Origin of the sequence: Actinomadura fulvescens (genome assembly GCF_039533225.1) — a bacterium.
GTDB classification, from domain to species: Bacteria; Actinomycetota; Actinomycetes; order Streptosporangiales; family Streptosporangiaceae; genus Spirillospora; species Spirillospora fulvescens.
This window is the reverse complement of the sequence record NZ_BAAATD010000008.1, coordinates 149949-173297: the sequence shown is the minus strand read 5'-3', so window position 1 is coordinate 173297 and position 23349 is coordinate 149949. Positions and strand designations below refer to the sequence as shown.

22 protein-coding genes and 1 tRNA gene are annotated in these 23349 nt (G+C 69.1%); 12 read left to right on the top strand and 11 right to left on the bottom strand.

The features are described from left to right. Positions 1 to 9: 9 nt before the first annotated feature. A complete protein-coding gene (locus tag ABD333_RS28450) occupies positions 10 to 591 on the bottom strand; it encodes a M23 family metallopeptidase (RefSeq protein WP_344545580.1) in 582 nt (193 codons plus the stop codon). 924 nt (positions 592 to 1515) lie between these two features. Here ABD333_RS28450 and ABD333_RS28445 point away from each other — a divergent pair. Both ABD333_RS28445 and ABD333_RS28440 read left to right on the top strand, forming a co-directional pair. Continuing rightward, complete coding sequence (locus tag ABD333_RS28445) at positions 1516 to 1764, top strand: hypothetical protein (protein ID WP_344545579.1); 249 nt, start codon at positions 1516 to 1518, stop codon at positions 1762 to 1764. Further along, positions 1764 to 2063, top strand: coding sequence for a hypothetical protein (locus ABD333_RS28440; protein WP_344545578.1), 300 nt, complete (start codon positions 1764 to 1766; stop codon positions 2061 to 2063). Before ABD333_RS28445 ends, ABD333_RS28440 begins: the two co-directional genes overlap by 1 nt. 149 nt (positions 2064 to 2212) lie before the next feature. Here the strand turns inward: ABD333_RS28440 and ABD333_RS28435 are convergent, their stop codons facing one another. After that, entirely contained in the window at positions 2213 to 3520 is a 1308-nt protein-coding gene (locus ABD333_RS28435) for a glycosyltransferase 87 family protein (RefSeq protein ID WP_344545577.1), read from the bottom strand. A gap of 124 nt (positions 3521 to 3644) precedes the next feature. On the opposite strand from ABD333_RS28435, the gene ABD333_RS28430 reads away from it, so the two are divergent. Together ABD333_RS28430 and ABD333_RS28425 are read left to right on the top strand one after the other, a co-directional pair. Continuing rightward, positions 3645 to 4037 carry an STAS domain-containing protein gene (locus ABD333_RS28430; RefSeq protein ID WP_344545576.1) on the top strand — a complete coding sequence of 131 codons (393 nt, stop codon included), beginning with the start codon at positions 3645 to 3647 and terminating at the stop codon, positions 4035 to 4037. Next, complete coding sequence (locus ABD333_RS28425) at positions 4034 to 4978, top strand: anti-sigma factor RsbA family regulatory protein (RefSeq protein WP_344545575.1); 945 nt, start codon at positions 4034 to 4036, stop codon at positions 4976 to 4978. Before ABD333_RS28430 ends, ABD333_RS28425 begins: the two co-directional genes overlap by 4 nt. A gap of 8 nt (positions 4979 to 4986) precedes the next feature. On the opposite strand, the gene ABD333_RS28420 is transcribed toward ABD333_RS28425, so the two are convergent. The 4 genes from ABD333_RS28420 to ABD333_RS28405 all read right to left on the bottom strand — a co-directional run bounded on the left by ABD333_RS28420 (position 4987) and on the right by ABD333_RS28405 (position 8479). Then, positions 4987 to 6078, bottom strand: coding sequence for an epoxide hydrolase family protein (locus tag ABD333_RS28420; protein WP_344545574.1), 1092 nt, complete (start codon positions 6076 to 6078; stop codon positions 4987 to 4989). 109 nt (positions 6079 to 6187) lie between these two features. Further along, entirely contained in the window at positions 6188 to 6583 is a 396-nt protein-coding gene (locus ABD333_RS28415; RefSeq protein WP_344545573.1) for a tautomerase family protein, read from the bottom strand. 249 nt (positions 6584 to 6832) lie between these two features. Beyond that, positions 6833 to 7609 (bottom strand): isocitrate lyase/PEP mutase family protein, encoded by a 777-nt coding sequence (locus ABD333_RS28410; protein WP_344545572.1) that lies wholly within the window; start codon positions 7607 to 7609, stop codon positions 6833 to 6835. Between the two features lie 102 nt (positions 7610 to 7711). After that, positions 7712 to 8479: a peptidylprolyl isomerase gene (locus ABD333_RS28405; RefSeq protein WP_344545571.1), complete on the bottom strand. Its 768-nt coding sequence runs from the start codon at positions 8477 to 8479 to the stop codon at positions 7712 to 7714. 68 nt (positions 8480 to 8547) lie between these two features. Here ABD333_RS28405 and ABD333_RS28400 point away from each other — a divergent pair, with 68 nt between their 5' ends. The 4 genes from ABD333_RS28400 to ABD333_RS28385 all read left to right on the top strand — a co-directional run bounded on the left by ABD333_RS28400 (position 8548) and on the right by ABD333_RS28385 (position 14526). Next, entirely contained in the window at positions 8548 to 9609 is a 1062-nt protein-coding gene (locus ABD333_RS28400; RefSeq protein WP_344545570.1) for an alpha/beta hydrolase, read from the top strand. 457 nt (positions 9610 to 10066) lie between these two features. After that, positions 10067 to 12481, top strand: coding sequence for a M4 family metallopeptidase (locus ABD333_RS28395; RefSeq protein WP_344545569.1), 2415 nt, complete (start codon positions 10067 to 10069; stop codon positions 12479 to 12481). Positions 12482 to 12635: 154 nt separating this feature from the next. Beyond that, positions 12636 to 14180 carry a M28 family peptidase gene (locus ABD333_RS28390; protein ID WP_344545568.1) on the top strand — a complete coding sequence of 515 codons (1545 nt, stop codon included), beginning with the start codon at positions 12636 to 12638 and terminating at the stop codon, positions 14178 to 14180. Positions 14181 to 14307: 127 nt separating this feature from the next. Continuing rightward, on the top strand, positions 14308 to 14526 hold the full coding sequence (locus ABD333_RS28385; RefSeq protein WP_344545567.1) for a DUF2277 domain-containing protein: 219 nt from the start codon (positions 14308 to 14310) through the stop codon (positions 14524 to 14526). A gap of 619 nt (positions 14527 to 15145) precedes the next feature. Here the strand turns inward: ABD333_RS28385 and ABD333_RS28380 are convergent. Next, entirely contained in the window at positions 15146 to 16177 is a 1032-nt protein-coding gene (locus ABD333_RS28380) for an aspartate-semialdehyde dehydrogenase (protein ID WP_344545566.1), read from the bottom strand. A gap of 214 nt (positions 16178 to 16391) precedes the next feature. Here ABD333_RS28380 and ABD333_RS28375 point away from each other — a divergent pair, with 214 nt between their 5' ends. Next, on the top strand, positions 16392 to 17090 hold the full coding sequence (locus tag ABD333_RS28375; RefSeq protein WP_344545565.1) for a hypothetical protein: 699 nt from the start codon (positions 16392 to 16394) through the stop codon (positions 17088 to 17090). A gap of 106 nt (positions 17091 to 17196) precedes the next feature. Then, entirely contained in the window at positions 17197 to 17529 is a 333-nt protein-coding gene (locus tag ABD333_RS28370; RefSeq protein WP_344545564.1) for a PspC domain-containing protein, read from the top strand. Between the two features lie 65 nt (positions 17530 to 17594). Here ABD333_RS28370 and ABD333_RS28365 read toward each other — a convergent pair whose 3' ends face one another. Both ABD333_RS28365 and ABD333_RS28360 read right to left on the bottom strand, forming a co-directional pair. Then, positions 17595 to 19286, bottom strand: coding sequence for an MFS transporter (locus ABD333_RS28365; protein ID WP_344545563.1), 1692 nt, complete (start codon positions 19284 to 19286; stop codon positions 17595 to 17597). Positions 19287 to 19411: 125 nt separating this feature from the next. Further along, complete coding sequence (locus tag ABD333_RS28360; protein ID WP_344545562.1) at positions 19412 to 19753, bottom strand: metallopeptidase family protein; 342 nt, start codon at positions 19751 to 19753, stop codon at positions 19412 to 19414. 32 nt (positions 19754 to 19785) lie between these two features. Here ABD333_RS28360 and ABD333_RS28355 point away from each other — a divergent pair, with 32 nt between their 5' ends. Further along, the gene (locus ABD333_RS28355) at positions 19786 to 21336 is read left to right on the top strand and encodes a metallophosphoesterase family protein (protein WP_344545561.1); all 1551 of its coding nucleotides are present in this window, start codon (positions 19786 to 19788) and stop codon (positions 21334 to 21336) included. 72 nt (positions 21337 to 21408) lie between these two features. After that, positions 21409 to 21481: transfer RNA gene (locus tag ABD333_RS28350), tRNA-Glu, on the top strand. Between the two features lie 429 nt (positions 21482 to 21910). On the opposite strand, the gene ABD333_RS28345 is transcribed toward ABD333_RS28350, so the two are convergent. Continuing rightward, on the bottom strand, positions 21911 to 22384 hold the full coding sequence (locus tag ABD333_RS28345; protein ID WP_344545560.1) for a hypothetical protein: 474 nt from the start codon (positions 22382 to 22384) through the stop codon (positions 21911 to 21913). A 58-nt stretch (positions 22385 to 22442) separates the two neighbouring features. After that, the gene (locus ABD333_RS28340) at positions 22443 to 23183 is read right to left on the bottom strand and encodes a hypothetical protein (RefSeq protein ID WP_344545559.1); all 741 of its coding nucleotides are present in this window, start codon (positions 23181 to 23183) and stop codon (positions 22443 to 22445) included. Positions 23184 to 23349: the final 166 nt, after the last annotated feature.

Genomic DNA, 23349 nt, shown 5'->3' with positions numbered 1-23349 from the left:
TCTTTTCCGCTATCGGACGTTGTAGCCCTGGGAGTTCCAGAACGGGGTGGGGTTCGGGTTCTCCAGGCGCCAGTCGTTGACGCTCTTGGCGGCACGGGCCTGCCGTCCAAGGCGCATTTCGACGTGAGCGTGCGCGCCTCTCCTGGACGACACTCCGCGCCACGACTCATCGGCGATGATCTGGCCGCGGCTGACCGTCTGGCCCACGCGCAGGGTGCCTCGCGGAGCGGCGTGCAGGTAGCTCACCGTCTTGTTCAGCGAGGCGCTGTAAATGGAGATCGTGGACAGCCCGCCGCGGGGGAGGTCGATGCCCTCATGCCGGCCGGGGGTGCTGGTGTAGCCGTCGTAGCCGCAGGTGATCCGGCCGCTGCTAGGCGTGTGCAGGCCGTACGACATGTTCGTGCGCGATGACGGCGAGAACTGGTGCGAGGCGTTCTGGTTCTTCTGGCCGGGCTTGAGGTTGCTGCGGTTCCAGACCGAGGCCGCGTTGTTCTTGACGCACTTGCCCTTGCGGCTCGCCGCCGAGACGGGTGACGCGGTGGCGAGCATCACTCCGCCGACCGCCATCGCGGCGGTCGCCGCGATGGGCATCCGGCTGACCGTATTCACTGGTGTCTCCGTTCCCTTCGGAACTTGGATTCGGGTGCTTCGGCGTGCGATCGGGCCTCACGCAGACCAGCAGAAATCACGGCGCTCAGTTGAGCGAGGAAAGACAGTCGCAGAGCGGGGACGAGCTCACGCCAAGCCGTCGAGTCACCCTTGGAGAGGGCGACCCACGTCTACCGCGGTCGTCAAAGATGGTGATAGGCACATTTGGACCGCGATTCCTTCCGGGCTTGGGTGAAACTGCGCGATGCTAACGCACGGGGCCCGAGCGGGAACGGAGGGGGGCCCTGAGCGGGTGGAGCGGCCGACTGGCTGCTGCGCGGCAAACATTGGCACGCGGCGTGTTCCCTCGCCAAGAGAAACTTCGTCCAGGAGATGTACAGCTCTCGCTGGACAAAAGAACCCGCAGGTCAGATACATACGGGCTTGGACGTCCAAGGGACGGGGCGCTCGGGCGGGAGCTGCCCGGCCTCTCCGAAGACCCCGGGCGGAAAGCGGCGGGCGCCGACTCCGCCATCACGACGCGGTCGGCCCATCCGGCCTCGGCCGCGCCACCCGGATCGGGAGTCGAGATCCAACATACGTGCCACGGAAGGCTTCTGACACCCCGCGAGGTAATCGAACTTAACCATGGGCAGCCGCGCGAGTTCCTTTCTGTCATTTGGCACAACAGCTCGTTGCTGACCGTCGGACGTTCTCCTAACTGTCTTCGGCCACTTGTCATCAACGATCTCGACGCGCAGCCGGGTTCTCTGGTTTATGACTTCCTTTTCAGGACCGCCCTGAACGTCGCCCAGGTCGTTCTTTGGCGGGTGGGGCCCCAGCCGGGAGCTCGCACCTCAACGACGTAGTCGGCGACCGGCTTGAGGCCGCTCGCCATGCCGGCGAGAGACCCCGTACGCCATCCTCATGGCCCAGCACCCGAACCAGGTCGCGGCCACGCTCTTCCAGATGCGCGCGGACCGCAAGGAGGAGGCCGACAAGCTCGTCGAGAGGGTGGCCCAGATCGCCGACGGGCACGAACGGATGGACCTGCTGGAGTTCGCCCTGGCCACCGACAGCGCGCTCAGCAAGACCTACGAACTCCTCGGCATCGCTCAGCCGGACAGCGGCGCCGCGTCCCTGTTCTCGAAGCCGGATGAGCAGGGCGGTTCCTGATGAGAAAGATTTCGCAGGGCCCCACGGCGACCCTCACGGCGGCGCTCGTGACGACGCTGCTCGGTGGTTGCAGCGCCGACGCGCTGATGGGCTCGAACGCTCCTGAGGCGAGTAAGTCGACGCCGCCGAAGGAACGATGCGCGCAGGTGTTCGCCCCGCCGACCGGGGAGCGGCCACCGAAGTCCGTCACGGTCCTGCTCGCCGACTGCTCGGCCTCGTCGTACGTCAGGAACGACCCGTCCCAGCGCCAGGACTGGGCGTCCAAGCTGGGGTCCGGATTCCCCACGCCCGGCAGTTGACCCAGGGCCTGCCACACGTTCCCAAGCAGCCCTTGGCCCTTCCTCCAGGCAGTCCCACCACCTGATGCGGGGGCGGCCCGCACCTGCCGAGCAGGTGCGGGCCATTAAAAGCCCCTACCGACAGTGGACTTGCTGGGGCTCGCGAGCTCTCAGCGGGCGGGGACGTCGAGGGGTTGCTGCACCTGGTCAGCTGGTTCGGGGGCGCTGGCGATGGGCGATGCGGCTTCTCGGGTGCGTGTTCGGTGCAGGTAGACGGCCGTACCGATGAGGAAGGCCAGGCCTGCCAGAACGTAATAGTTGCCCCCGATGAGCTGGAGGCCTTGCCAGTCGTACTCCTTGCCTCCGTCGTGGTCCACGTGGCGCAGCCAGCCGCGAGGTGACAGCGCCACGGTGAGGGACGAGGGGATGCCGCGGAACTCCGCCATCCATGACGGCCACATCACGAACAGGGCGGCCACCGCGGTCGCGGCCGTCCATCGCAAGGCCCGTGACCCTGTGAAGGACAGGGCCAGAGCCAGGGCCGGAACGGTGTAGACCCAGTGGTGGCTCCACGAGATCGGCGAAACCAGGAGGCTGGTGACGCCGCAGGCCAAGAACGCCACCAGTCCGAGCCCACGACGACCGGCGGTGACCGCGACCGCGAGGCCGAGCAGGCCGACCGGCAGCGCCGCGGCCAGCCACCACGCGGTGGCGTCCTCGCCTGCGAGGCGGGACACGACGCCGTTGAGCGACTGGTTGACCAGGCGTTCTGGCCCGTCGCCGGGACGCATCATCCGCCCGCCCCAGAAGTCGGCCGACGCCGCCGGCAGGAAGGCGAAGCCGACGATGACGGTGGTGACGACGGTGACGACGGCGGTCACGGCGGCGCGGCGGAATCCGGCGAACCACAGATAGACGATGAAGATCAACGGAGTGAGCTTGATGCCGGCGGCGAGGCCGATCCCGATCCCCTTGAAGCGCGACCTCTCCGGAAGTGCGAGGTCCACCGCGATGAGGGCCAGCAGGATGAGGTTGATCTGGCCGAAGAACGTGGTCATGTAGACGGGTTCGAGCCAGAGGGCCACGGCCGCGACCAGGAAGGTCCCGGTCAGCTTCGGGCGGCGGGCAAGGCCCGCCAGGCTGAGGCACGCGTAGGCGATCACCGGCAGCAGGACCACGTTCACCGCGACCACCGCGTACTCCCAGACCGCGAACGGCAGCGGGCTCGGGAGCGCGAACAGCAGGGCCGCGAACGGCGGATAGGTGAACGGCAGCCTCGGCGCACCCAGCTTGTCGGTGTAGAGGGCACCGGGGCGGTGCATCACCAGGTCGCCCGCCGCACGGTAGACGCTCGCGTCGGTGTGCTTCCACACGCCCGGCCATTGGGACGTGAGCACCGCGTAGGCGGCCACCGACAGCGCGAAGACCACAAAACCGACCAACCACGGCTTCCGCGACGCCGCCCCGATTCCTGCCACGGGGACAATCTAGGGGGACTCTCTGGAGACGCGGTCCATGCGGCACAATCTGTGGAGAAGGACCGTCTCGTCGCAGGAATGGTCACACGTTTGACCATCACAAGTCAGGGCACGGAGGGGTGGGATGTCGAGTTCGGATCGAAGGGCGGCCGACGGGCCCGCCCATGGAGCGGCCGCCACGCCGCCGGTACGGATACCCCGGCACGTCCACCGTCCCGTCCTGATCTGCTCGCCCACGCCCGGACGGGTGGGACTGCGCATGGAGGGGGAGATCAGCGTGGTCACGCGGGACACGCTGGAGTCACAGCTGACGTCACTGGTCCGCCGTGGCACCGACGTTCATCTCGATCTCTCGAAGGTCGTCTTCAGCGACTCCGGTGGGGTCGCCGTCCTGGTCAACGCGGCGCGACGCCTCCCCGCGGGCAAGAACGTCCACCTCGAACACCCGCCCGCCTCGATGCGTCGCATCATGGACGTGCTGTACTCGCGAGTGCCCAACATCAAGGTCCAGTCATGAGCGCAACCCTCGACGCCGCCGAGCCCTTCTCCCATCCGGCGCTGTTCTACCGCGGCGCGGAGGAGTACCTCGCCGGGACGGTGCCGTTCGTCGAAGAAGGCCTCCGGGCAGGTCAGCCCGTCGCCGTGGCCGTGCCGGGGCCTCGCCTTGAGCTGCTGCGGGCGGAGCTCGGGGCGTCCGCCGGCTCCGTACGGCTGATCGACATGACGGTGGCGGGCCGCAACCCCGGCCGCATCATCCCCGGCGTGCTGCGCGCCTTCGCCGACTCCCACCGCGACGCCGACCACGTACGGATCATCGGGGAGCCGATCTGGGCCGGCCGTTCGGCCACCGAGTACCCGGCGTGCGCCCAGCACGAAGCCCTGATCAACCTGGCCTTCACCGGCCGGCCGGTCACCATCCTGTGCCCGTACGACGCGATCGAGCTCGACCCGCGCGTGCTTGAGGACGCCGCGCTGACGCACCCGACCGTCATCGACAACGCCAAGTCCACCGTGAGCACGGCGTACGACCCGGGCAGCGTGATCCAGGCCTACAACGTGCCGCTCCCCCGCCCCGGCCCGGACGCCCGGCACCACGTGATCCTCGACTTCGACGTCGACAACCTCGTCCAGGCGCGCCAGGTGGCCGCCGACATCGCCGTCCGCGCCGGGCTGGGCACCGCGGCGGTCGGCGACCTGGAGATCGCCGTCAACGAGCTGGCCGCCAACTCGGTCCGGCACGGCGGCGGCCGGGGAACGCTGGAGGTCTGGGTCGACACCGCCCTGGTATGCCAGATCAGCGACGCGGGCCGGCTCACCGACCCGCTGGCCGGCCGCGAGCCGGTAGGGCTCAGCGGCAACGGCGGCCGCGGCCTGCTCATGGTCAACCACATCGCCGACCTGCTGCGCACCCACACGGGCCCGGATGGCACCACCATCCAGGCCCGTTTCTCGCTCTGATCACCGGATCAGCCGAGCCCGAGCCCCTTGAAGAACTCCCGCACGTCTGCGGCGAAGAGCTCGGGGACCTCCATGGCGGCGAAGTGCCCTCCGTCGCCGAACTCGCTCCAGTGCCTGATGTCGCGGCTCTGTTCGGCGAACGGTCGGATCGACCGGGTGATGTCGTGGGCGAAGACTGCGACCCCGAACGGCACGGTGCAGTCCAGCCGTCCGCCGATGCCGCTCTCCCGGGTGAGACGGGCCGACGAGCCCGCGGTGCCCGTCAGCCAGTACAGCGCCACGTTCGTCAGGACGCGGTCGAGCGCGATGTCCGAGCCCGGATCGGTCCACTCGTCGAACCTCTCGACGATCCAGGCCAGCTGCGCCACGGGTGAGTCGGTCAGGGCGTAGGAGATGGTCTGCGGTCTGGTCGCCTGGAGCACCTGGTAGCCGGGACGCTGGGCGACGAGTTGCTTGATCTTGGCAAGGCGCGCCCTGTCGTCGCCGGACAGCGCGTCCTCGGCACCTGGCCCCGGCGGAGGCGTGGGCAGGTAGTTGACGTGAACGCCGACCACGCGATCGGGAGCGTCAGCGCCCAGGGCCTGGGCGATGGCCGAACCCCAGTCGCCGCCTTGAGCGCCGTACCGGTCGTACCCGAGCCGGTCCATCAGCTCGGCGAAGGCGCGGGCGACGCGGCGGACGTCCCAGCCGCGTTCGCGGGTGGGGCCGGAGAAGCCGAAGCCCGGAATGGACGGGATCACCAGGTGGAAGTCCTGCGACAGCGGCTCGATCACGTCCAGGAACTCAAGGTAGGAGCCCGGCCAGCCGTGGACGAGGATGAGGGCGAGCGCGTCCGGCCTGGCCGACCGGACGTGCACGAAGTGGATGTTCTGCCCGTCGATCTCGGTCGTGAACTGGGGCAGCTCGTTCAGCTCGGCCTCGTGCCGGCGCCAGTCGTAGCCGGTGCGCCAGTATTCGGCGAGGTCCCGGACACGTGCGAGGGGGATGCCGTAGTCGTGGCCCGCGTCCGGCAGTTCGTCGGGCCAGCGGGTCCGGGCGAGCCGATCGGCCAGGTCGTCGAGATCGGCCTGCGGGACGTCGATACGGAACGGCTTGATCATGGTCGTGGCCCTTCACGTCGAGCACTTAGTTGGCATTGCCAACGTTGGAGATGCCAACGATACACCATTTCGTTGGCATCACCAACAAGTCAGGCTCGACCGGCTGCGGCTAGACGACCTCGCCTCCCACACCGGAACGACCCGGCGGGACACCGACCAGCAGCACGCTCACACCCGCCCGCGCGGCCTCCCCGACGACCTCGCCGACCGCGTTCGTGATCGACGCGATCAGGCGCGCGGGGGCATCGGGAATCCGCGATCCGTCGAGGGCCCCCTCGCGCATGTTGAGCGTGACGACGTACGGGTCCTGCTCGGGCGTCGCGGGCGTCGCGCCGCCCACGCCCCAGCGCTCCCGGGGAACGCCGAACAGTTCCACGACCACGAGTTCGCGCGCCCACTCGCCGGCGACCTCGACCACGGCCTCGGTGAGCGCCCGGATGAGGCGACCTTCGATCTTGCCGTCCACGGTCTCCTCGACCAGTCGCACGGTGAAGTGCGGCATCATGGCCTCCTTCTCGTTTAGCTTTGCAAGTCAAATAGCTTTGATTGCAAAGCTATATGGCCGCACGAGGCCCGTCAAACCTTGGCGTGAAGAGCCGAGACCTCTCTCGGCTGGTCACGTCGAAGAGAGGTCTCGGTTGGAAAGGCGGTGGCAAGCCTGGCCCTGGCCCTGTGCAACTGGGCTCGGCTGGGCTCGGCTGGGTTGGGCTCGGCTGGGCTCGGCTCGGCTCGGCTCGGCTGGGCTCGGCTCGCGTCAGGTGTACGGGTTCTCCATCGCGGCGATCCGCACCGCCGTCGCCTTCAGCTTGCCCAGCGCCAGGCGGTAGGGCCCCGGGCCGAACGAGACGCGCGCGACGCCGAGCTCGGCCAGCCGACGAAGATCGGGACCGTCGGGAAGGCAGACGCAGTTGACGGGGCCCGGCAGACCCTCGACCAGGGCCGCGATCGTCTTCTCGGAGGAGACCAGGATGGGATACACGCAGTCGGCGCCCGCCTCGAAGTAGCGGCGCCCGCGCTCGATCGCCTCCCGCGTCACCTCCGGCCCGTCCGCGCCGCCGAGGAACACGTCCACCCGTGCGTTGATCACCAGATCGACCCCGGCGGCGTCGGCGGCGGCGCGTACGGCGGCGATGAACCTGGCCTGCTCGTCGACGGGCGTCAGCGCGCCCTTCGCGTGGTCGGTGTCCTCCAGGTTGCAGCCGACCGCGCCGATGCCGGCCAGCCGGTCCACGAGGTCGCGGGGCGCCAGGCCGTAGCCCGCCTCGGCGTCCACGGTGACCGGGACCTCGACGGCCCGGACGACCCGGCCCGCGGCGGCGAACATCTCCTCCGGCGGCGCGCCCTGGTGGTCGTCGTATCCGAGCATCTCAGCGATCGCGGCCGAGGCCGTGGCGAGCGCGGGATACCCGGCCCTCGCCACGACCTTGGCCGAACCCGCGTCCCACACGTTCGGCAGCAGCAGCGGGTCACCCGGCCGATGCAGCTCGCGCAGCCGCGCGGCCCGCTCCTTCAACGCCTCACGCTCGTTCATCCAGATCACTCCCCGGTAGACGGCACTCATCAGAACGACTGATCAGCCGGCCGCGGTGTGACATTCAGAGCGGAACGGTCGGTCGGGCCGTGGTGCTGACGGTCAGTGCCGCACCAGCACCCGGTGGATCTTGACGGGGTGCTTGGGCGCTCCGTCCTGCGGGTTGGTCGGCCCGGGGATGATCCCGCCCGCGACGATCCTGTCGAGCACGCGCAGGCCCTTGGTGACCCGGCCGAACACGGTGTAGGCGGGCGGAATGTTGGCGTGCGAGTGCACCATGAAGAACTGGCTGCTGTTGGTGTCCGGGCCCCAGTTGCCCATGGCCACGGTGCCGCGCGGGTAGGTCTCCTTGCCGGTGAGCTCGTCGTCGAACTTGTAGCCCGGCCCGCCCTCCTCGGCGCGGTAGATGTCACCGCACTGCAGCACGCCCAGCCGCGCGGAGTTGGTCAGCCGCCAGCACCGCGTCCGGTCGTAGAAGCGCTGCCGCGCGAGGCTGACGAAGTTGTGGACCGTGCAGGGCGTCGCCCGGCGATCCATCCTGATCTTGATGTCGCCGAAGTTCGTCCTGAGCGTCACCTCGGCGGCGCCGCGCTTCTTCGCCCACGGACGGGGCGGCCGGACGGGCTTGGCGGCGGGGTTCTCCGGAGTCGGGATGAACTCGCAGCGCACCTTGCCGTGATGACCGTGCTTGCCAGGTGCGGGCTTGCCAGGTGCGGGCTTGCCGGGTTTGCCGGGCTTCCCGTGATGACCGGGCTTGCCGGGTGCGGGCTTGCCTGCCGCGGCGTTCGGGGCGGCCGCGTTGGCGACGCCCGAGGGCAGCGTGGCGGCAAGGGCGATGGCTAGGGCGGGGACCATCCAGCGCGTTCTCATGTGGCCCCAAGGTAGCGATTGATCGAAAAGGGCGATACTGGCAAAACCCGACGAAACAAGGAGAACGCATGCTCCCATGGTCTGCCGAGTTGGCCGGACGCCTCGACGAACACGTGTTCAGCAGCGACCTGCTGCGCGACAACCCGTTGGGCGACCCTTACGAACGTCCGCTCTGGGTGTACGTGCCACCCGGATACGACGACGAGCCCGAACGCCGCTACCCCGTGGTGTATGTGATCCAGGGTTTCACCGGGCACCTGGAGATGTGGCGTAACCGCACGGCGTTCCGCCAGCCGTTCCCGGAGCTCGCGGACGCCGTGTTCGCGCGCGGCGAGGCGCCTCCCGCGATCGTCGTGTACGTCGACGCGTGGACCTCGTACGGCGGCAGCCAGTTCCTGGACTCCCCGGGCACCGGCCGCTACCACTCGTACATCTGCGACGAGCTCGTGCCGTGGGTGGACGCGCACTACCGTACGCTCGCCGACCGCGACCACCGGGCGATCAGCGGCAAGTCCAGCGGCGGCTACGGAGCGATGATCACGCCGATGCTCCGGCCCGACCTGTTCGGGGCGCTGGCGACGCACGCGGGCGACGCGCTGTTCGAGTACTGCTACATGAGCGACTTCGGCGACGCCGTGCGCCATCTGCGCGCCTACGAGGGCGACCTCATGAAGTGGTGGAGCGACTTCGGCTCGCGGGTGGCGTTCACCAAGGCCGAGGACGGGAAGCTGCTCGAACTGCTCGGCTACACCGCCTCCTACACGGCCCGGGAGGACGGGTCGCTGGAGTTGCCGTTCGACACGGTCACCGGGGTGCTCCGGCCGGAGGTCTGGCAGCGCTGGCTCGACCTGGACCCCGTCCGGATGGTGCCGCGCCACGCCGACGCGATGCTCTCGCAGCGGGCGATCTGGATCGACGGCGGCACCCGCGACGAGTGGTACCTCGACGTGGGCGCGCAGGCGTTCCGGCAGGCGCTGCTGGACGCCGGGGTCAAGGAGGACGTGATCCACTTCGAGCTGTTCGACGCGGCGCACGGCGGCATCGAATACCGCTATCCCCTGGCACTCGCCTGGCTCTGCCGTCGAATCGCACCCGGCGAGACCCGCGCGATCCCTGACAGATCGTCCTGACAAGCCGGCGGGAACGATCTCGCCGTTCACAAATACGCGGAGCGACCGCGCCGTCACCGCTTTCCGGCCGTGGCGGCGCGGTCGTTTGCGCTGGTCCGGGTCGGTCTTCAGGACATTCAGGGCAGTTTTCACAAAAGTTGAAAATCCAGTCCTTCGTGGATGCGTTGACGGGAAGCGGCACAGAGGGTGCACTTCTCGACAGCTCATCCGGATGAACCGCCCGTTATCCCTATCCCCTCCCCCGTGTGGTGCGGGTTTCCGATCCCCGCGCCAGGTACCCGCGTTCCCCGCCGCGGGTGCTCGCGGATGCGGCCGTCCCCCGCCTGGCCGCATCCGCGCGACACACCCCCTGCGGGAATCTCCTCCAGCCCTTGCCGGGTGCTCGGGGCCTCGCGGAGCAATCCCACAAGGACCTCCCGAGGGCCGCGTCCTGCCCGGCCCGTAGAAGGAGCACCCTGTGAGACGTTTGACCGCGCTCTGGCCGGCGGCCATCACCGCCGCCGGCCTCGCCGTGGCGATGTCCGCGCCCGTCCATGCTTCACCCGGCACGGCCACCACCCTCACCCTCGCGGCCAAGCCCGACCCCAAGCAGGTCGCGGCCGCCTCCGCCGACCGGCTCGTCGTCGCCAAACCGACGGCGTTCCGCAAGGCCCCCAAGGACAAGATCGTCCGTAGGAACGTCGTCTCGGGCCTCGGCGGCCTGCAGTACGTCGCGTACGAGCGCACCTACAACGGCCTGCCGGTGTACGGCGGGGACTTCGTCGTGACGACGAACTCCACCGGCTCGGTGCTGAGCACCTCGGTCGCCCAGAGCCAGAGACTCGACGTCGGCACCAAGGCCACGGTGACGGCCGCGCAGGCGGCCAGGACGTCGCGAACCCAGATCACCAAGGTGACCTCGGCGAGCACGCCGCGGCTCACCGTGATCGCCGAAGGCTCGGGCCGGCTGGCCTACGAGACGGTCGTCGAGGGCTTCCAGAAGAAGGCGCCGACCAAGCTGCACGTCTTCGTGGACGCGAAGACCGGCAAGGTCGCCAAGACCTGGGACGAGGTGGCCGACGTCGCCGACGACGTGAGCTACTACCACGGCACCGTCGACATCACCACCGCGGCCACGGAGATGTCGGACCCGACGCGTCCCGGCATCCGCTGCGGCGGCCAGAACGGCGCCACGTTCACCGGTCCCGACAGCGCGTGGGGCAACGGGAGCGGCACCAACCTGGAGACCGCGTGCGTCGACGCGCTCTACGGCGTGCAGAAGCAGTGGGACATGCTGGGCGCCTGGCTGGGGCGCAACGGCATCAACGGCAACGGCGGCGGCTTCCCGGCGCGCGTCGGACTGGCCCAGGCCAACGCGTTCTGGAACGGCAGCTACACCAACTTCGGCCGCAACTCGGCCGGCACCCGGCAGGTCACCCCGACCGACGTCGTCGCGCACGAGTACGGCCACGCCATCTTCCAGACCACCCCCGGCGGCTCCAGCGGCGGCAACGGGAACGAGAAGGGCGGCATGAACGAGTCGGCCGGCGACATCTTCGGTGCGCTGACCGAGTTCTACCTGAACGAGCCCGCCAACCTCGACCCGCCCGACTACCTGGTCGGCGAGGAGGTCGACCTGGTCGGCAGCGGCGAGATCCGCAACATGTACAACCCGGCCGCCGAGGGTCACCCCAACTGCTACTCCTCCTCGATCCCCAGCACCCAGGTGCACGCGGCCGCCGGTCCGCAGAACCACTGGTTCTACCTGCTGGCCGAGGGCTCGAACCCGGGCGGCGGCAAGCCGACCAGCCCGACCTGCAACGGCTCGACCGTCACCGGCATCGGCGTGCAGAAGGCCGGCGCCATCTTCATGGGCGGCCTGAACCGCAAGGTCACGGCGTGGAGCCACGCACGGGCGCGGGTCGAGACGATCAACGCCGCGCTGCAGCTCTACCCGGGCTCGGCGACCGAGTGCAACGCGGTCAAGGCGGCGTGGGCGGCGGTCAGCGTTCCCGCGCAGACCGGTGAGGCCGCGTGCGGCACACAGCAGAACGACTTCTCGCTCTCGCTCAACCCGAGCTCCGGCAGCACACAGGCCGGAGGATCGACGACCGCGACGGTCACCACGACCACGACCGCGGGCAGCGCCCAGACCGTGGCGCTGTCGGGCACCAGCAGCCCCGGCGGCCCGACCGTGTCGTTCTCGCCCGCCTCGGTGACCTCCGGGCAGACGTCCACGATGACGGTCAACGTGCCTGCCGGCACCGCTGACGGCAGGTACACCATCACGGTCCTCGGTGACGGCGCCACCGTCGACCGTACGGCCACGTACACGCTCACCGTCGGCACGGGCGGACCGGGCACGGTCTACTCCGACGACTTCGAGGGCAACACCGGCTGGACGGTCAACCCGTCCGGGTCGGACACCGCCACCGCCGGCCAGTGGGCGCGCGGCACCACGCAGGCCACGACCTACTCGGGCACGAACCTGCAGCTCGCCCCCGCGGGCGGCAGCAACGCCCTGGCCACCGGCCTCCAGGCCGGAACGGACGCGGGCACCCACGACCTCGACGGCGGCGTCTCCAGCATCCAGTCGGCCGAGATCACGTTGCCGGCCGGGACGCTGAGCCTGTCGTTCTCGTGGTACCTGGGGCACCTCAACAACGCCTCCAGCGCCGACTACGTACGCGTACGGGTCGTCGGCAGCAGCACGACCACCGTTCTCAACACCACCGGCGCGGCCAGCAACCGTGCCGCCACCTGGGCGACGGCCACCGCCGACATCTCCGCCCACGCGGGCCAGACGGTCCGCCTCATCGTCGACGCCGCGGACGCCGACACGGCCAGCCTCGTCGAGGCGGGCATCGACAACGTGAGGATCACCAGTTCCTGATCGCCCCGGATCGCCGGCTCGTGGCGGGTCGTAACGCCCAAGGCCCCCCTCCTGGCGCACCACCTCCTCAGGTGGCTCCCGCCACGAGCCGGCACACCCTTGCACCTCTCGCAATTTCGCACTTCTCGAACCTCTTGGGATCATCGGAGGAACCATGAGATCGCGCGTACTAGCGACTGCGGGGGCGGTCACGCTGACCCTCGCCACGCTCTTCAGCGGCGGCGGCGCGGCGACCGCGTCCGCCCCGGCGGCCCCGGCCGCCCAGGCCAGGACGGCGGCACCGCCGGACATCTCGCTCGCCAACCTCAAGGCTCACCTGAGCCAGTTCCAGACCATCGCGAACAACAACGGCGGCACCCGGGCGCACGGGCGCCCCGGCTACCGGGCCTCGCTCGACTACGTCAAGGGCAGGCTGGACGCCGTCGGCTACACGACCACCATCCAGTCGTTCACCTACAACGGCGCCACCGGATACAACCTCATCGCCGACTGGCCCGGCGGCGACCCCAACCAGGTGCTCATGTCCGGATCACACCTGGACAGCGTCACCGCCGGACCCGGGATCAACGACAACGGCTCCGGCTCGGCCGCCGTACTCGAAGTCGCCCTGGCCGTCGCCCGCGAGAACCTCCAGCCCTCCAAGCACCTGCGTTTCGGCTGGTGGGGTGCCGAGGAACTCGGTCTCATCGGCTCCAATTACTACACCAGCAACCTGGGCGCCACGGAGCGCGCCAAGATCAAGGGGTATCTGAACTACGACATGGTCGGGTCGCCCAACCCCGGCTACTTCACCTATGACGGCGACGGCTCCAGCGGCAGCGGCGGCCCGGCCGGCTCCGCGGAGATCGAGAACACCTTCCGCGCGTACTTCACCTCGATCAACGTGCCGGTGCGCGACACCGCGTTCGACGGTCGTTCGGACTACGGCGGATTCATCCGGTACGGGATCGCGGCCGGCGGCATGTTCACCGGAGCCGAAGGGATCAAGAGCTCGGCCCAGGCACAGCTGTGGGGCGGCACCGCCGGACAGGCGTTCGACCGCTGCTACCACCGGTCCTGCGACACCACCGCCAACATCAACGACCCCGCCCTCGACCGCCACGGCGACGCGCTCGCCTACACGGTGTGGACCCTGGCCGGAGCGGGCCAGCCGCCCGGCGAGACCGTCTACACCGATGACCTCGAGACCGACAAGGGCTGGACGGCGAACCCGGCGAGTTCGGACACCGCCACCGCCGGCCGGTTCGAACGCGGCACGTCGCAGGCGACCACCAGCTCCGGCACGAGCCTCCAGCTCGCCGCCGCCGGTGGCAGCAACTCCCTGGTCACCGGCGCCTCCGCCGGTGCCGCGGTCGGTGACAACGACCTCGACGGCGGCGTCACCAGCATCCAGTCGGGTGAGATCACGCTGCCGGCCGGGACGCTGAGCCTGTCGTTCTCGTGGTACCTGGGGCACCTCAACAACGCCTCCAGCACCGACTACGTACGCGTACGGGTCGTCGGTTCCGGCGGTTCCACGACCGTGCTCAACACCGCGGGCGCGGCGTCCAACCGTTCCGCCTCCTGGCAGACGGCCACCGCCGACATCTCCGCCTACGCGGGCCAGTCGGTCCGCATCCTCGTCGACGCCGCCGACGCCGGCACGGCCAGCCTCGTCGAGGCGGGCATCGACAACATCAAGATCACCAAGTCCGGCTGACGCCCTGACGTCCTGACGCCGAGAACGGCCCGCCTCCCGCGCCGGGGACGGGCCGTTCTCCTTGGGCCCCGGCCCGAACGATCAGACATCGTCCGCTACACGGCCGCTCAAGGGCGACAATGGGGGCATGTGCCGCAGCATCAAGACGCTTCGCCCGCCGTTCACCGAGGACGTCACCGAGGAGGACATGCGGGCCGCCGCCCTCCAGTACGTCCGCAAGATCTCCGGCTTCCGCGCCCCGGCCGCCCACAACGCCGAGGCGTTCGAACGCGCCGTTCAGGAGATCGCCGAAAGCACCGCCCGCCTCCTGGACACCCTCCAGGTCCGAGGCACCCGCTCAACCTGACCAAACCCCCACGAGGCAGTGACCACCCCGGCGCAGCCGGTGGCCAGCCCGGCGCAGCCAGTGGCCGCCCCGGCGCAGCCGCTAGCCAGCCCGGCGCAGCCGGTGGCCACCCGGCACAAGCAGCGGCCGGCCCGGCACAAGCGGCGGGCGGCCCGGCACAAGCGATGGGCGGCCCGGCGCAGGCGATGCCAGTTCAGCTCACGCAGTGGCCAGCCCGGCTCAGGCAGCGTCCAGCCCGGCGCAGCCGGTGGCCGCCCCGGCGCAAGCAGTGGCCAGCCCGGCGCAAACCGGTGGCCGCCTCGGCGCAAGCAGTGGCCGGCCCGGCGCAAACCGGCGGGCGGCCCGGCACAAGCGATGGCCGGCCCGGCGCAGGCGATGCCAGTTCAGCTCACGCAGTGGCCAGCCCGGCTCAGGCAGCGTCCAGCCCGGCGCGGCCGGTGGCCGCCCCGGCGCAAGCGGTGGCCAGCCCGGCGCGGCCGGTGGTCGCCCCGGCGCAAGCAGTGGCCGCCCCGGCGCAAACCGGTGGCCGGCCCGGCACAAGCCATGGCCAGCCCGGCGCAGGCGATGCCAGTTCAGCTCACGCAGTGGCCAGCTCGGCTCACGCAGTGGCCGCCTCGGCTCAGGCGGTGGCCAGCTCGGCGGCGACGAGTTCGGCGATCTGGACGGCGTTGAGGGCCGCGCCCTTGCGCAGGTTGTCGCCGGAGCAGAAGAGCGCGAGGCCGTTCTCGACCGTTTCGTCCCGACGGATGCGGCCCACGAACGTGGGGTCCTGACCGGCGGCCTGGAGCGGCGTCGGGATGTCGGACAACACCACGCCGGGCGCGGCCGAGAGCAGTTCGGCGGCGCGTTCGGGGCTGATCGGCCGGTCGAAGCGCGCGTTGATCTGGAGCGAGTGGCCGCTGAAGACGGGCACGCGGACGCACGTTCCCGACACCTTGAGGCGGGGAATGCCGAGGATTTTACGACTCTCGTTGCGAAGCTTCTGCTCCTCGTCCGTCTCGTTCAGCCCGTCGTCCACGATCGAGCCCGCCATCGGCAGGACGTTGAACGCGATCGGGCGCGCGTACACCCGCGGCTCCGGGAAGTCCACGACGGCGCCGTCGTGGGTCAGCCTGTCGGCGCCCTCCACGACCTTGCGCGCCTGCTCGTGCAGCTCGGCGACGCCGCTCAGGCCGCTACCGGAAACCGCCTGGTAGGTGGCGACCACGAGCGCCTCAAGCCCGGCCTCCTCGTGCAGCGGCCGCAACACCGGCATGGCCGCCATGGTGGTGCAGTTGGGGTTGGCGATGATGCCCTTGGGCCGTACGGCGGCGGCCTGCGGGTTGACCTCGGAGACGACCAGCGGGACCTCGGGGTCCATCCGCCAGCCGGAGGAGTTGTCGATCACGACGGCGCCGGCCGTGGCGACCTTGGGCGCCAGTTCCTTGGAGCTGGTCTTGCCCGCGGAGAACAGAACGATGTCCAGACCGGCGTAGTCGGCGGTCGCCGCGTCCTCGACCGTCACCTCGCCGTCCTGCCACGGGATGGTCCTTCCGGCCGAACGGGCCGAAGCGAAGAGCCGCAACTCGTCCACCGGGAACTCGCGCTCGGCCAGGATCCTGAGCATGACGCCACCCACCTGGCCGGTGGCCCCGACGATCCCGATTCTCATGCCGCTCCCTCACTGATTCGCGTGACCTGCGGCAATGAGTCTGCCCAGGCCCGCGCCGGGCGTCCAATCAATACTCCTACCGAGGATACTTAAGCAACGCTTCAAACCGAGCCGCGCCGGCCGCTAAAGGATCTTCTGGGCGCGGGCTGCCAACTTCGCGGTGGAACGGCGCGTCTCCTCTATGTCGATCTTTCTTCGATCCCTTGGAGCTTCAGTGCAGCGTCTCCTGATCGCCGCCCTCGCCCCGGCCACGGCCGCGGGTCTGGTCCTGGTCGCCCCGACGACCTCCCACGCCGCCGACGCGCCCAGCATTACGGCGATCACCGTCAAGCCGTCGCTGGCCGTGCAGACCGGCCACAACCGGCAGAAGATCACCGTGCAGATCCAGACCAACGCCGCCGACGTCGACGCGTCGGCGATCCCGGTGCGCGGCTCGGGCGGTCTGGTCTTCAGCCCGAAGAAGATCCGTGACGGTCTCTGGGAGGCGACCGACTACCTGTACAACTACGAGGCGGCGGGCACCTGGACGGTGGACGTCACCGCCTGGGACGCCGACTACAACGACACGAAGAAGAGCAAGACCTTCCAGGTCCGGCGGGGCACGTACTTCGCGGGCTTCGGCGCCTCCCCGTCCAAGGTGCGGCGCGGCAAGGCGATCAGCGTGGCGGGCCAGCTCCGCGGCCTCAACTCCTACGGCGAGTACGTCCCGTTCCGGGGCCAGAAGGTCACGATCTACTTCAAGAAGAAGGGCACCCAGAAGTGGGTGCGCTACGCGGTGGTCACCACGGCCCGGAACGGCAAGTTCACCAAGCGCTTCAAGGCCAAGGCCAGCGGCTGGTGGATCGCCGGCTACGCAGGCAACGCCACCTGGTACAAGTCGCTCTCCAAGAGCAAGGGCGTCGTCGTCCGCTAGCCAACACCCCCTGGCCCTGCCCCGCATCCGGGGCAGGGCCGGTCTCAGGGTGGAATCAGGGCGAATCCCGATGTGGCGGAGGCCGTCTGGCGGGAATGATCGAAGCATGGACATGGAGAAGAACACCGTCAGCTCGAAACAGCTACGCCGCACCCGCGACGGCCGAATGATCGCCGGAGTCTGCTCCGGGGCGGGCCGGTACCTGGGCGTGGACCCCAACATCATCCGCCTGGTCCTGGCCACGTTCAGCATCTTCGGCGGCGCCGGCGTCCTGCTCTACGCGGCCGCGTGGGTCCTGATCCCCGAGGAGGGCGCCCCCTCCTCTATCGCCGAGGACCTGGTGCAGAAGGGCAAGGAGAACCCGAAGGTCCAGGAGGTCGTCCAGGACGTGACACAGAAGACCAAGGACGCCATGCACAAGACCCGGGTCTCAAGGTAAGCCTGACCGCCGCACCAGGCTGCCGCAACGAAGCGGCAGCCCGCTCCAAAGCGCCTTCGTAAGCCCTAAGGGGCCGGGGCCGAGGGGCGGACTCCTGTGGAGCGGCCGTTCGATCCGTTCAGGGAATGGCCGTTGACGTGTGAACGGTTGGGCTGCTCAGTCGGGTCACGGGGGGCGACGATGAGGTCGGACGAGGTGCTGTCAGCGGGGGTGGAGGTCTCGGAATCGGCAGCCGCGTCAGGCTCGGCGTCCGAACCAGAGACGGCGGCGTCCGGCACGGAGACGGCCTCCGAACCGGAGACGGCGTCCGGCACGGAGATGGCGGCGTCCAGACCGGAGGCAGCAGCCGAGCCGGAGACGGCGGCGTCCGGGCCAGAGACGGGAGCCGGGTCGGAGGCAGGAGCCGAGCCCGAGGCAGCAGCAGCCGGGTCGGAGACGGCAGGAGCAGCGCCCGAGGTGGCAGGAGCCGGGTCTGGGGAGGCCGGAGCCGGGTCGGGGGCGCGTTGGCCGGGGCGGTTGTGCATTTCGGCGATCACGTTGCCGCGGACCTTGTTCCAGGTCAGGGAGAGCATGGCGGCGACGGACAGGCCCAGGGCGCCGGCCAGGGCGACCACGGCCTCGACGCCGAGCACCTGGGCGCCCGCGCCGGCGATCAGGATGCCGACGCCCTGCCCGGCGAGGATCCCGGACTGGGCGAGGCCGAACGCCTGGCCGCGGCCGGAGGGCGGCACCGCGGCCACGAACGCCGCGTTCGCCGCGAGCTGGTAGGCGCTGCCAACGCCCGACACCGCCCACAGCAGCATCACGGCCCACAACGGCGGGTGCGCCGCGGCGCCGATGAGCGGGGCGCACGCGAGCATCGCCATCCAGCCCATGACGCGGATGCGGTTGGTCGGCCGGACGAAGCGGCTGAACAGGAACGCGCCGATCACCATTCCGGTCGGCATGGCCGACATCAGCAGCCCGACGGTCAGCGCGCCGCCCCCGAAGGTGGCCGCGTAAGGGGCGGCGAGCCCCTCGGGGATCACATAGAACCCGCAGAGCCAGGCGAACAGGACCAGCAAGCGCAGCCTCGGGTCGCCGAAGACCAGCCGGGCGCCGTCGCGCGTCCCGCGCCAGAGCCCCAGCGACTCCTTCTCCCGTTCCTTGGTCGCCGGACGCCGCCGCAGCCCGATCACCAGCACCAGCGCGGAGGCCCCGAAGGTCACCGAGTCGATCGCGAGCGCCTCGTACGTGCCCACGACGGCCACGATCGCGCCGCCCGCCAGGAAACCGAGCATCTGCGTCGCTTGGTGGGTGATGTTGTTGATCGCCGAGCCCGCCACGTACTTGTCACCGTCGAGTACGTCCGGCAGCAACGCGGCGCGCGCCGCCGAGAACGGCGCACCGAGCAGCACGGTCAGGAAGACCGCCACGCACAAGGTCCAGAACGGCATCGCCTGGAGCGCCATGAGGCCGACCAGCCCCATACGCAGCAGGTCGCAGACGACCATGACGGTACGCCGCGGGAACAGATCGGCCAGTCCCGACAACACGGGACCGCCCACGATCGGCGGAATGTAGGTCAGCGCATACGTCAGCGCCGTCAGCATGGCCGAATCGGTGGCCTGGTAGACGAGGACCGCCAAGGCGACCTGGGCCAGCTGGTCGCCCACGAACGACAGCACCTGGGCGAGCCAGAGCGCGCGGAACTCACCTACCGCGAAGACCTCGCGGTACGTGGCCTGTGCCTCCGGGGGACGCCGATGCCGGCCCATCTGCCTCGCGCTCCAGTTCGTCCACCCGCCACTGGGTGGTCTCCCCTATTAACTCACGCTGCGTGGCAGTTGTGTAACCTACCGTGCCCAATTGGCGGAACGCTTTGCCCGGCCTACCCCTGAGGTCAGTAACCGTGCTGATGAAGCCACTCGTCGTCGATCCCGAAATGATGGGCGATCTCGTGGACGACTGTGATCCTCACCTCATCCACCACGTCCGCCTCGGTCTCGCAGATTCGCAGGATCTCGTTGCGGTAGATCGAAATGTGATCGGGGAGTACGCCGCCGTACCAGTCACCTCGCTCGGTGAGGGGTACGCCCTGGTAAAGGCCGAGCAGACCGGGCTCGGGGGCGTCGTCCTCGACCACGATGACGACGTTGCGCATGTGCCGGGTCAGCTCGGGGGGCACGGTGTCGAGGGCCTCAGAGACCAGGTCTTCGAAGCTCTCACGCGAAATCTCGATCACGTAAGTCATTCTGCTCGACAGAAGGAGGCACCGTGCCCCGCATCCGGGCCACGTTCCGCCGCCTAACGGCGCCCCTTGCCAAGTTCCTGCGCGGCCGCCCCGGCCGGGTCCTCCTAGTGATCGCCGTAGGCCTCCTGGGAGGCCTCCTAGGCCTCACCCTCGGCGGTCACGTGGTCACCCCGGTAGGCCCTACCGATGTCTCCCTGGCCCTACGTCCGTCCTGGACGGGCGGCACCACGATCCAGATCCCGCCCCTCGGCGCCCTCCGCCTGGACACGCACTGGGGCCCGATCGCCCTGGAGGCCAGCGTCACCGACCTCCGCCCAGACGAGGCCCGAGCACTGATCGAGTCCGACAACGAAGTGGACCGGCTCACTAACCAGGTAGGCACAGAACTACGGCACGGCGTTGTCATCCTCCTCCTACGCGCCCTAGCCCTAGGCCTAGGCTTCTCCTTCCTGGCAGCCCTTATCGTCTTCCGCTCACTCCGCAAAGCCGTCCTAGCCCTGACTACGACCTTCGCAACTGTCATCGCCATCACGGTCCTGACGTGGGCCACGTTCAATCCCCAAGCCCTGGCCGAACCCCGCTACACCGGCCTACTGGCCAACGCACCCCAGGTAGTGGGCGACGCACGCAGCATCGTCGAACGCTTCTCCGCCTACCGAGCTCAACTGGCCCGCCTAGTCGGGAACGTCTCCCGCCTCTATGCGGCCACCTCGACCCTCCCCACCTACGAACCAGACCCCTCGACCCTCCGCGTGCTCCACGTCTCCGACATCCACCTCAACCCCGCCGCCTGGTCGGTCATCCGCTCGGTCAGCACCCAGTTCCAGATCGACCTGATCATCGACAGCGGCGATCTGACCGACCACGGCAGCGGCCCCGAAGACCGCTTCGCCTCCGACATCGCAAGCCTCAAGGTCCCCTACGTCTTCGTACGCGGAAACCACGACTCCAAATCGACCCAGAAAGCCGTAGCCGCCCAGAAGAACGCCGTCGTCCTGGACGGAAAGCTCCAAGAAGTCGAAGGTCTCCGCATCTACGGCGTAGGCGACCCGCGCTTCACCCCGGACAAGTCCACCCGCGACGACAACGTGGGCGCCGACCAGCTCCACGCCCTCGGCACCGCCCAAGCCCAGAAGCTCCGAGCCACCGGTACAACCCCGGACATCGCCGTCATCCACGACCCCAACCAGGCCGAGGGCTTCTCAGGCCTGACACCCCTGGCCCTCTCCGGCCACTCCCACGAACGTTCCACCAAACTGCTCCCCACCGGCACCCGCCTCTTCGTCCAAGGCTCCACAGGCGGCGCCGGCCTCCGCGGCCTGGAGCACGAGAAGCCCACCCCCATCGAGCTCTCCGTCCTCTACTTCAGCCGTGCCACCCACCGCCTCCAAGGCTGGGACGACCTCCGCCTAGGCGGCCTGGGCCTGACCTCCGCCCAGATCGAACGCCACCTGGAACCCAAGCCCGACCGTCCCATCACCCCACCCACCACACCCCCGACCCCTCCACCCACCAGCCCGACCTTCCCCTCCCAATGGCCCACCTCGACACCCCCACGCACCCCAACCCCCTAACCATTTATGCGTCCAGGCTGGTTGTCCCCTATGCTGGTCATGGTCAAGTGGGCGACCACCCACCACACCAGGGCCCCCTTCGTCTAGCGGCCTAGGACGCCGCCCTTTCAAGGCGGTAGCGCCGGTTCGAATCCGGTAGGGGGTACAGATCCGAAGATCCGCCGGAACTCCATGACGTCGTACACGTCGGCGACCATGCTCTTCACAAGGTCACCCACCTTGGCGCGATCTGCGGAACATCCGGAAGGCTCCGAGAAGCTTCCGCAGCAGCCGAGGATCGTCGGCTCCAGCCTTCCGACTCGCGCGGTGATCTCGCTGTGGAAAGCGTCTACCACTCCCGCAGTGACCGTGGAACTACTTGATCACGGACCCCGGCCCGGCGGGCTCATCTGGGTCGAGTGCGGCATGTCGACGCCGCGATCCTGCTCGACAAGCCCATTCGAGGGCGGGGCCGTAGGCCTCCCAGCGGCGGATCGTACGGCCAATCCAGTCCGGCTCAGCGGCCATGCCGTCGCGGGGTCGGCGGCGACATCGCGGACGGTCGCTCGGCGGCTGAGGCGGTGGTATGGACAAGTCATTGCTGCGCGGTCTTAAGCCGAAGAATCTTCGTGCATTCGGTGGCGGATTCGGCGATTCCCACGAGCAGCGGTGCGGGGGCTGTGGACAGCGCGGCGTGCAGGGGCGAGGTGAGCGCGGCAGGGACCAGCGTTGCCGTGAATGTGACCCCTCGGTGTTGCTTGGCGAGGCCGCTGAGGGCGTGCCCATCGACTTCCAAGCAGGTGCTGCGCAATCCGGTCAGGTCTTCGGCAAGCGGCCGGTCGGGAGGAAACAGATGCCAGCCCAGGTCCTCTACGGGCTCATCGCGATGAGCGACGGCGCCCCAGGTGCTTGCGGCCCGTTGCAAGGCGCCGGGCACCCAGTGAAACAGCTCCCCTGGCTGGTCGCGCCAGGCAGCGGGGATCGCCCACGCGGCAATGATCGAGTCCGGACGCGCGCCGTCGGGTTCCGCCCAACAGGCTGCATTGACCGTCAGGGGCTGCGCCCCCATCAGGGTGATTTGATGGCGGGCGCAGCCGTCGATGACGTAGCCGAAGACGTTCAGGGTCTCACCATCCGGTGCCGGTAACGGGGCAGAGCTTGGTGCTGTCGGCCTCGATGCAGGTATCCCACATCCGGGCCTTGAGACCAGGATCGCCGTCGTCGCCCTTGGGTTGCGATCCGTCTTCCCAGGTGGCGATCAGATGCACCATGGGGAACTTCTTGATCGGCCGCCAGGAGCCGAAGCCGCGGTTGATGAACACGGGGTAGTACACCCCTGTGGGCATGCTCCCGGCCTCGCCGCGGATGTCGGCTCCGTCGTCGCGATAGTCCTCGCAGTACTCGTCCCTTGCGCTGGGGATGTTGACAGCACACGCATACCAGGTGTCCACGGAGAAGTCCATGCCCCTGTCGTGGCCAGCGGATACCTCCATTTCCCACCGGTCGGAACCGCCACCGAAGATCGTCTGCTTGATCTGCACCCACCCGAGGTCGGTGATCTGGCAGTCGAATCCATTGCAGCCGCCCTTAACGACCGGCTGCCGATTGGTGACAAACACGTAGTCACTTTGTTTGCGGTTTCCTCGCAGCCTGAAGCCGGGAGCGGTCTCCTCCATGGTTCTTACGGTGGCCTGGCGCTCGGTTTTGTCCAGTTCGGCCCGTGAGATCTTGTGCGGGACGGGCTTGTCGCTCGGCCAGAAGAACGTGAAGGACTTCGGCGCTGGGGGTTCGACAGCGTGCACTGGGGCCGTGACCAGTGTGATCGCCACGACCGCTGCCGTGGTGAAACCAAGTGCGCGCAAACGCATGGCACCTCCAGGTGATCGGGTAAAGGGGCGATCGGCCGATCACAACAATTTCTCGCACAGGCACCGGAAGGTTCTCAAGGTGGAGAGAGTAATGCCCTGAGTCATGTCCGGAAAGAGTCCTGGTCATAGCAGTGCCGCTGTCCATTAGCGGACAGCCCCGTGGCCA

Excerpts from the sequence above, each read along its gene's own strand:
- ABD333_RS28450 (WP_344545580.1), bottom strand. The coding sequence starts at position 591 with ATGCCCATCGCGGCGACCGCCGCGATGGCGGTCGGCGGAGTGATGCTC.
- ABD333_RS28445 (WP_344545579.1), top strand. The coding sequence starts at position 1,516 with ATGGCCCAGCACCCGAACCAGGTCGCGGCCACGCTCTTCCAGATGCGC.
- ABD333_RS28440 (WP_344545578.1), top strand. The coding sequence starts at position 1,764 with ATGAGAAAGATTTCGCAGGGCCCCACGGCGACCCTCACGGCGGCGCTC.
- ABD333_RS28430 (WP_344545576.1), top strand. The coding sequence starts at position 3,645 with ATGTCGAGTTCGGATCGAAGGGCGGCCGACGGGCCCGCCCATGGAGCG.
- ABD333_RS28425 (WP_344545575.1), top strand. The coding sequence starts at position 4,034 with ATGAGCGCAACCCTCGACGCCGCCGAGCCCTTCTCCCATCCGGCGCTG.
- ABD333_RS28420 (WP_344545574.1), bottom strand. The coding sequence starts at position 6,078 with ATGATCAAGCCGTTCCGTATCGACGTCCCGCAGGCCGATCTCGACGAC.
- ABD333_RS28415 (WP_344545573.1), bottom strand. The coding sequence starts at position 6,583 with ATGATGCCGCACTTCACCGTGCGACTGGTCGAGGAGACCGTGGACGGC.
- ABD333_RS28410 (WP_344545572.1), bottom strand. The coding sequence starts at position 7,609 with ATGAACGAGCGTGAGGCGTTGAAGGAGCGGGCCGCGCGGCTGCGCGAG.
- ABD333_RS28405 (WP_344545571.1), bottom strand. The coding sequence starts at position 8,479 with ATGAGAACGCGCTGGATGGTCCCCGCCCTAGCCATCGCCCTTGCCGCC.
- ABD333_RS28400 (WP_344545570.1), top strand. The coding sequence starts at position 8,548 with ATGCTCCCATGGTCTGCCGAGTTGGCCGGACGCCTCGACGAACACGTG.
- ABD333_RS28390 (WP_344545568.1), top strand. The coding sequence starts at position 12,636 with ATGAGATCGCGCGTACTAGCGACTGCGGGGGCGGTCACGCTGACCCTC.
- ABD333_RS28385 (WP_344545567.1), top strand. The coding sequence starts at position 14,308 with ATGTGCCGCAGCATCAAGACGCTTCGCCCGCCGTTCACCGAGGACGTC.
- ABD333_RS28380 (WP_344545566.1), bottom strand. The coding sequence starts at position 16,177 with ATGAGAATCGGGATCGTCGGGGCCACCGGCCAGGTGGGTGGCGTCATG.
- ABD333_RS28370 (WP_344545564.1), top strand. The coding sequence starts at position 17,197 with ATGGACATGGAGAAGAACACCGTCAGCTCGAAACAGCTACGCCGCACC.
- ABD333_RS28365 (WP_344545563.1), bottom strand. The coding sequence starts at position 19,286 with ATGGGCCGGCATCGGCGTCCCCCGGAGGCACAGGCCACGTACCGCGAG.
- ABD333_RS28345 (WP_344545560.1), bottom strand. The coding sequence starts at position 22,384 with ATGGGGGCGCAGCCCCTGACGGTCAATGCAGCCTGTTGGGCGGAACCC.
- ABD333_RS28340 (WP_344545559.1), bottom strand. The coding sequence starts at position 23,183 with ATGCGTTTGCGCGCACTTGGTTTCACCACGGCAGCGGTCGTGGCGATC.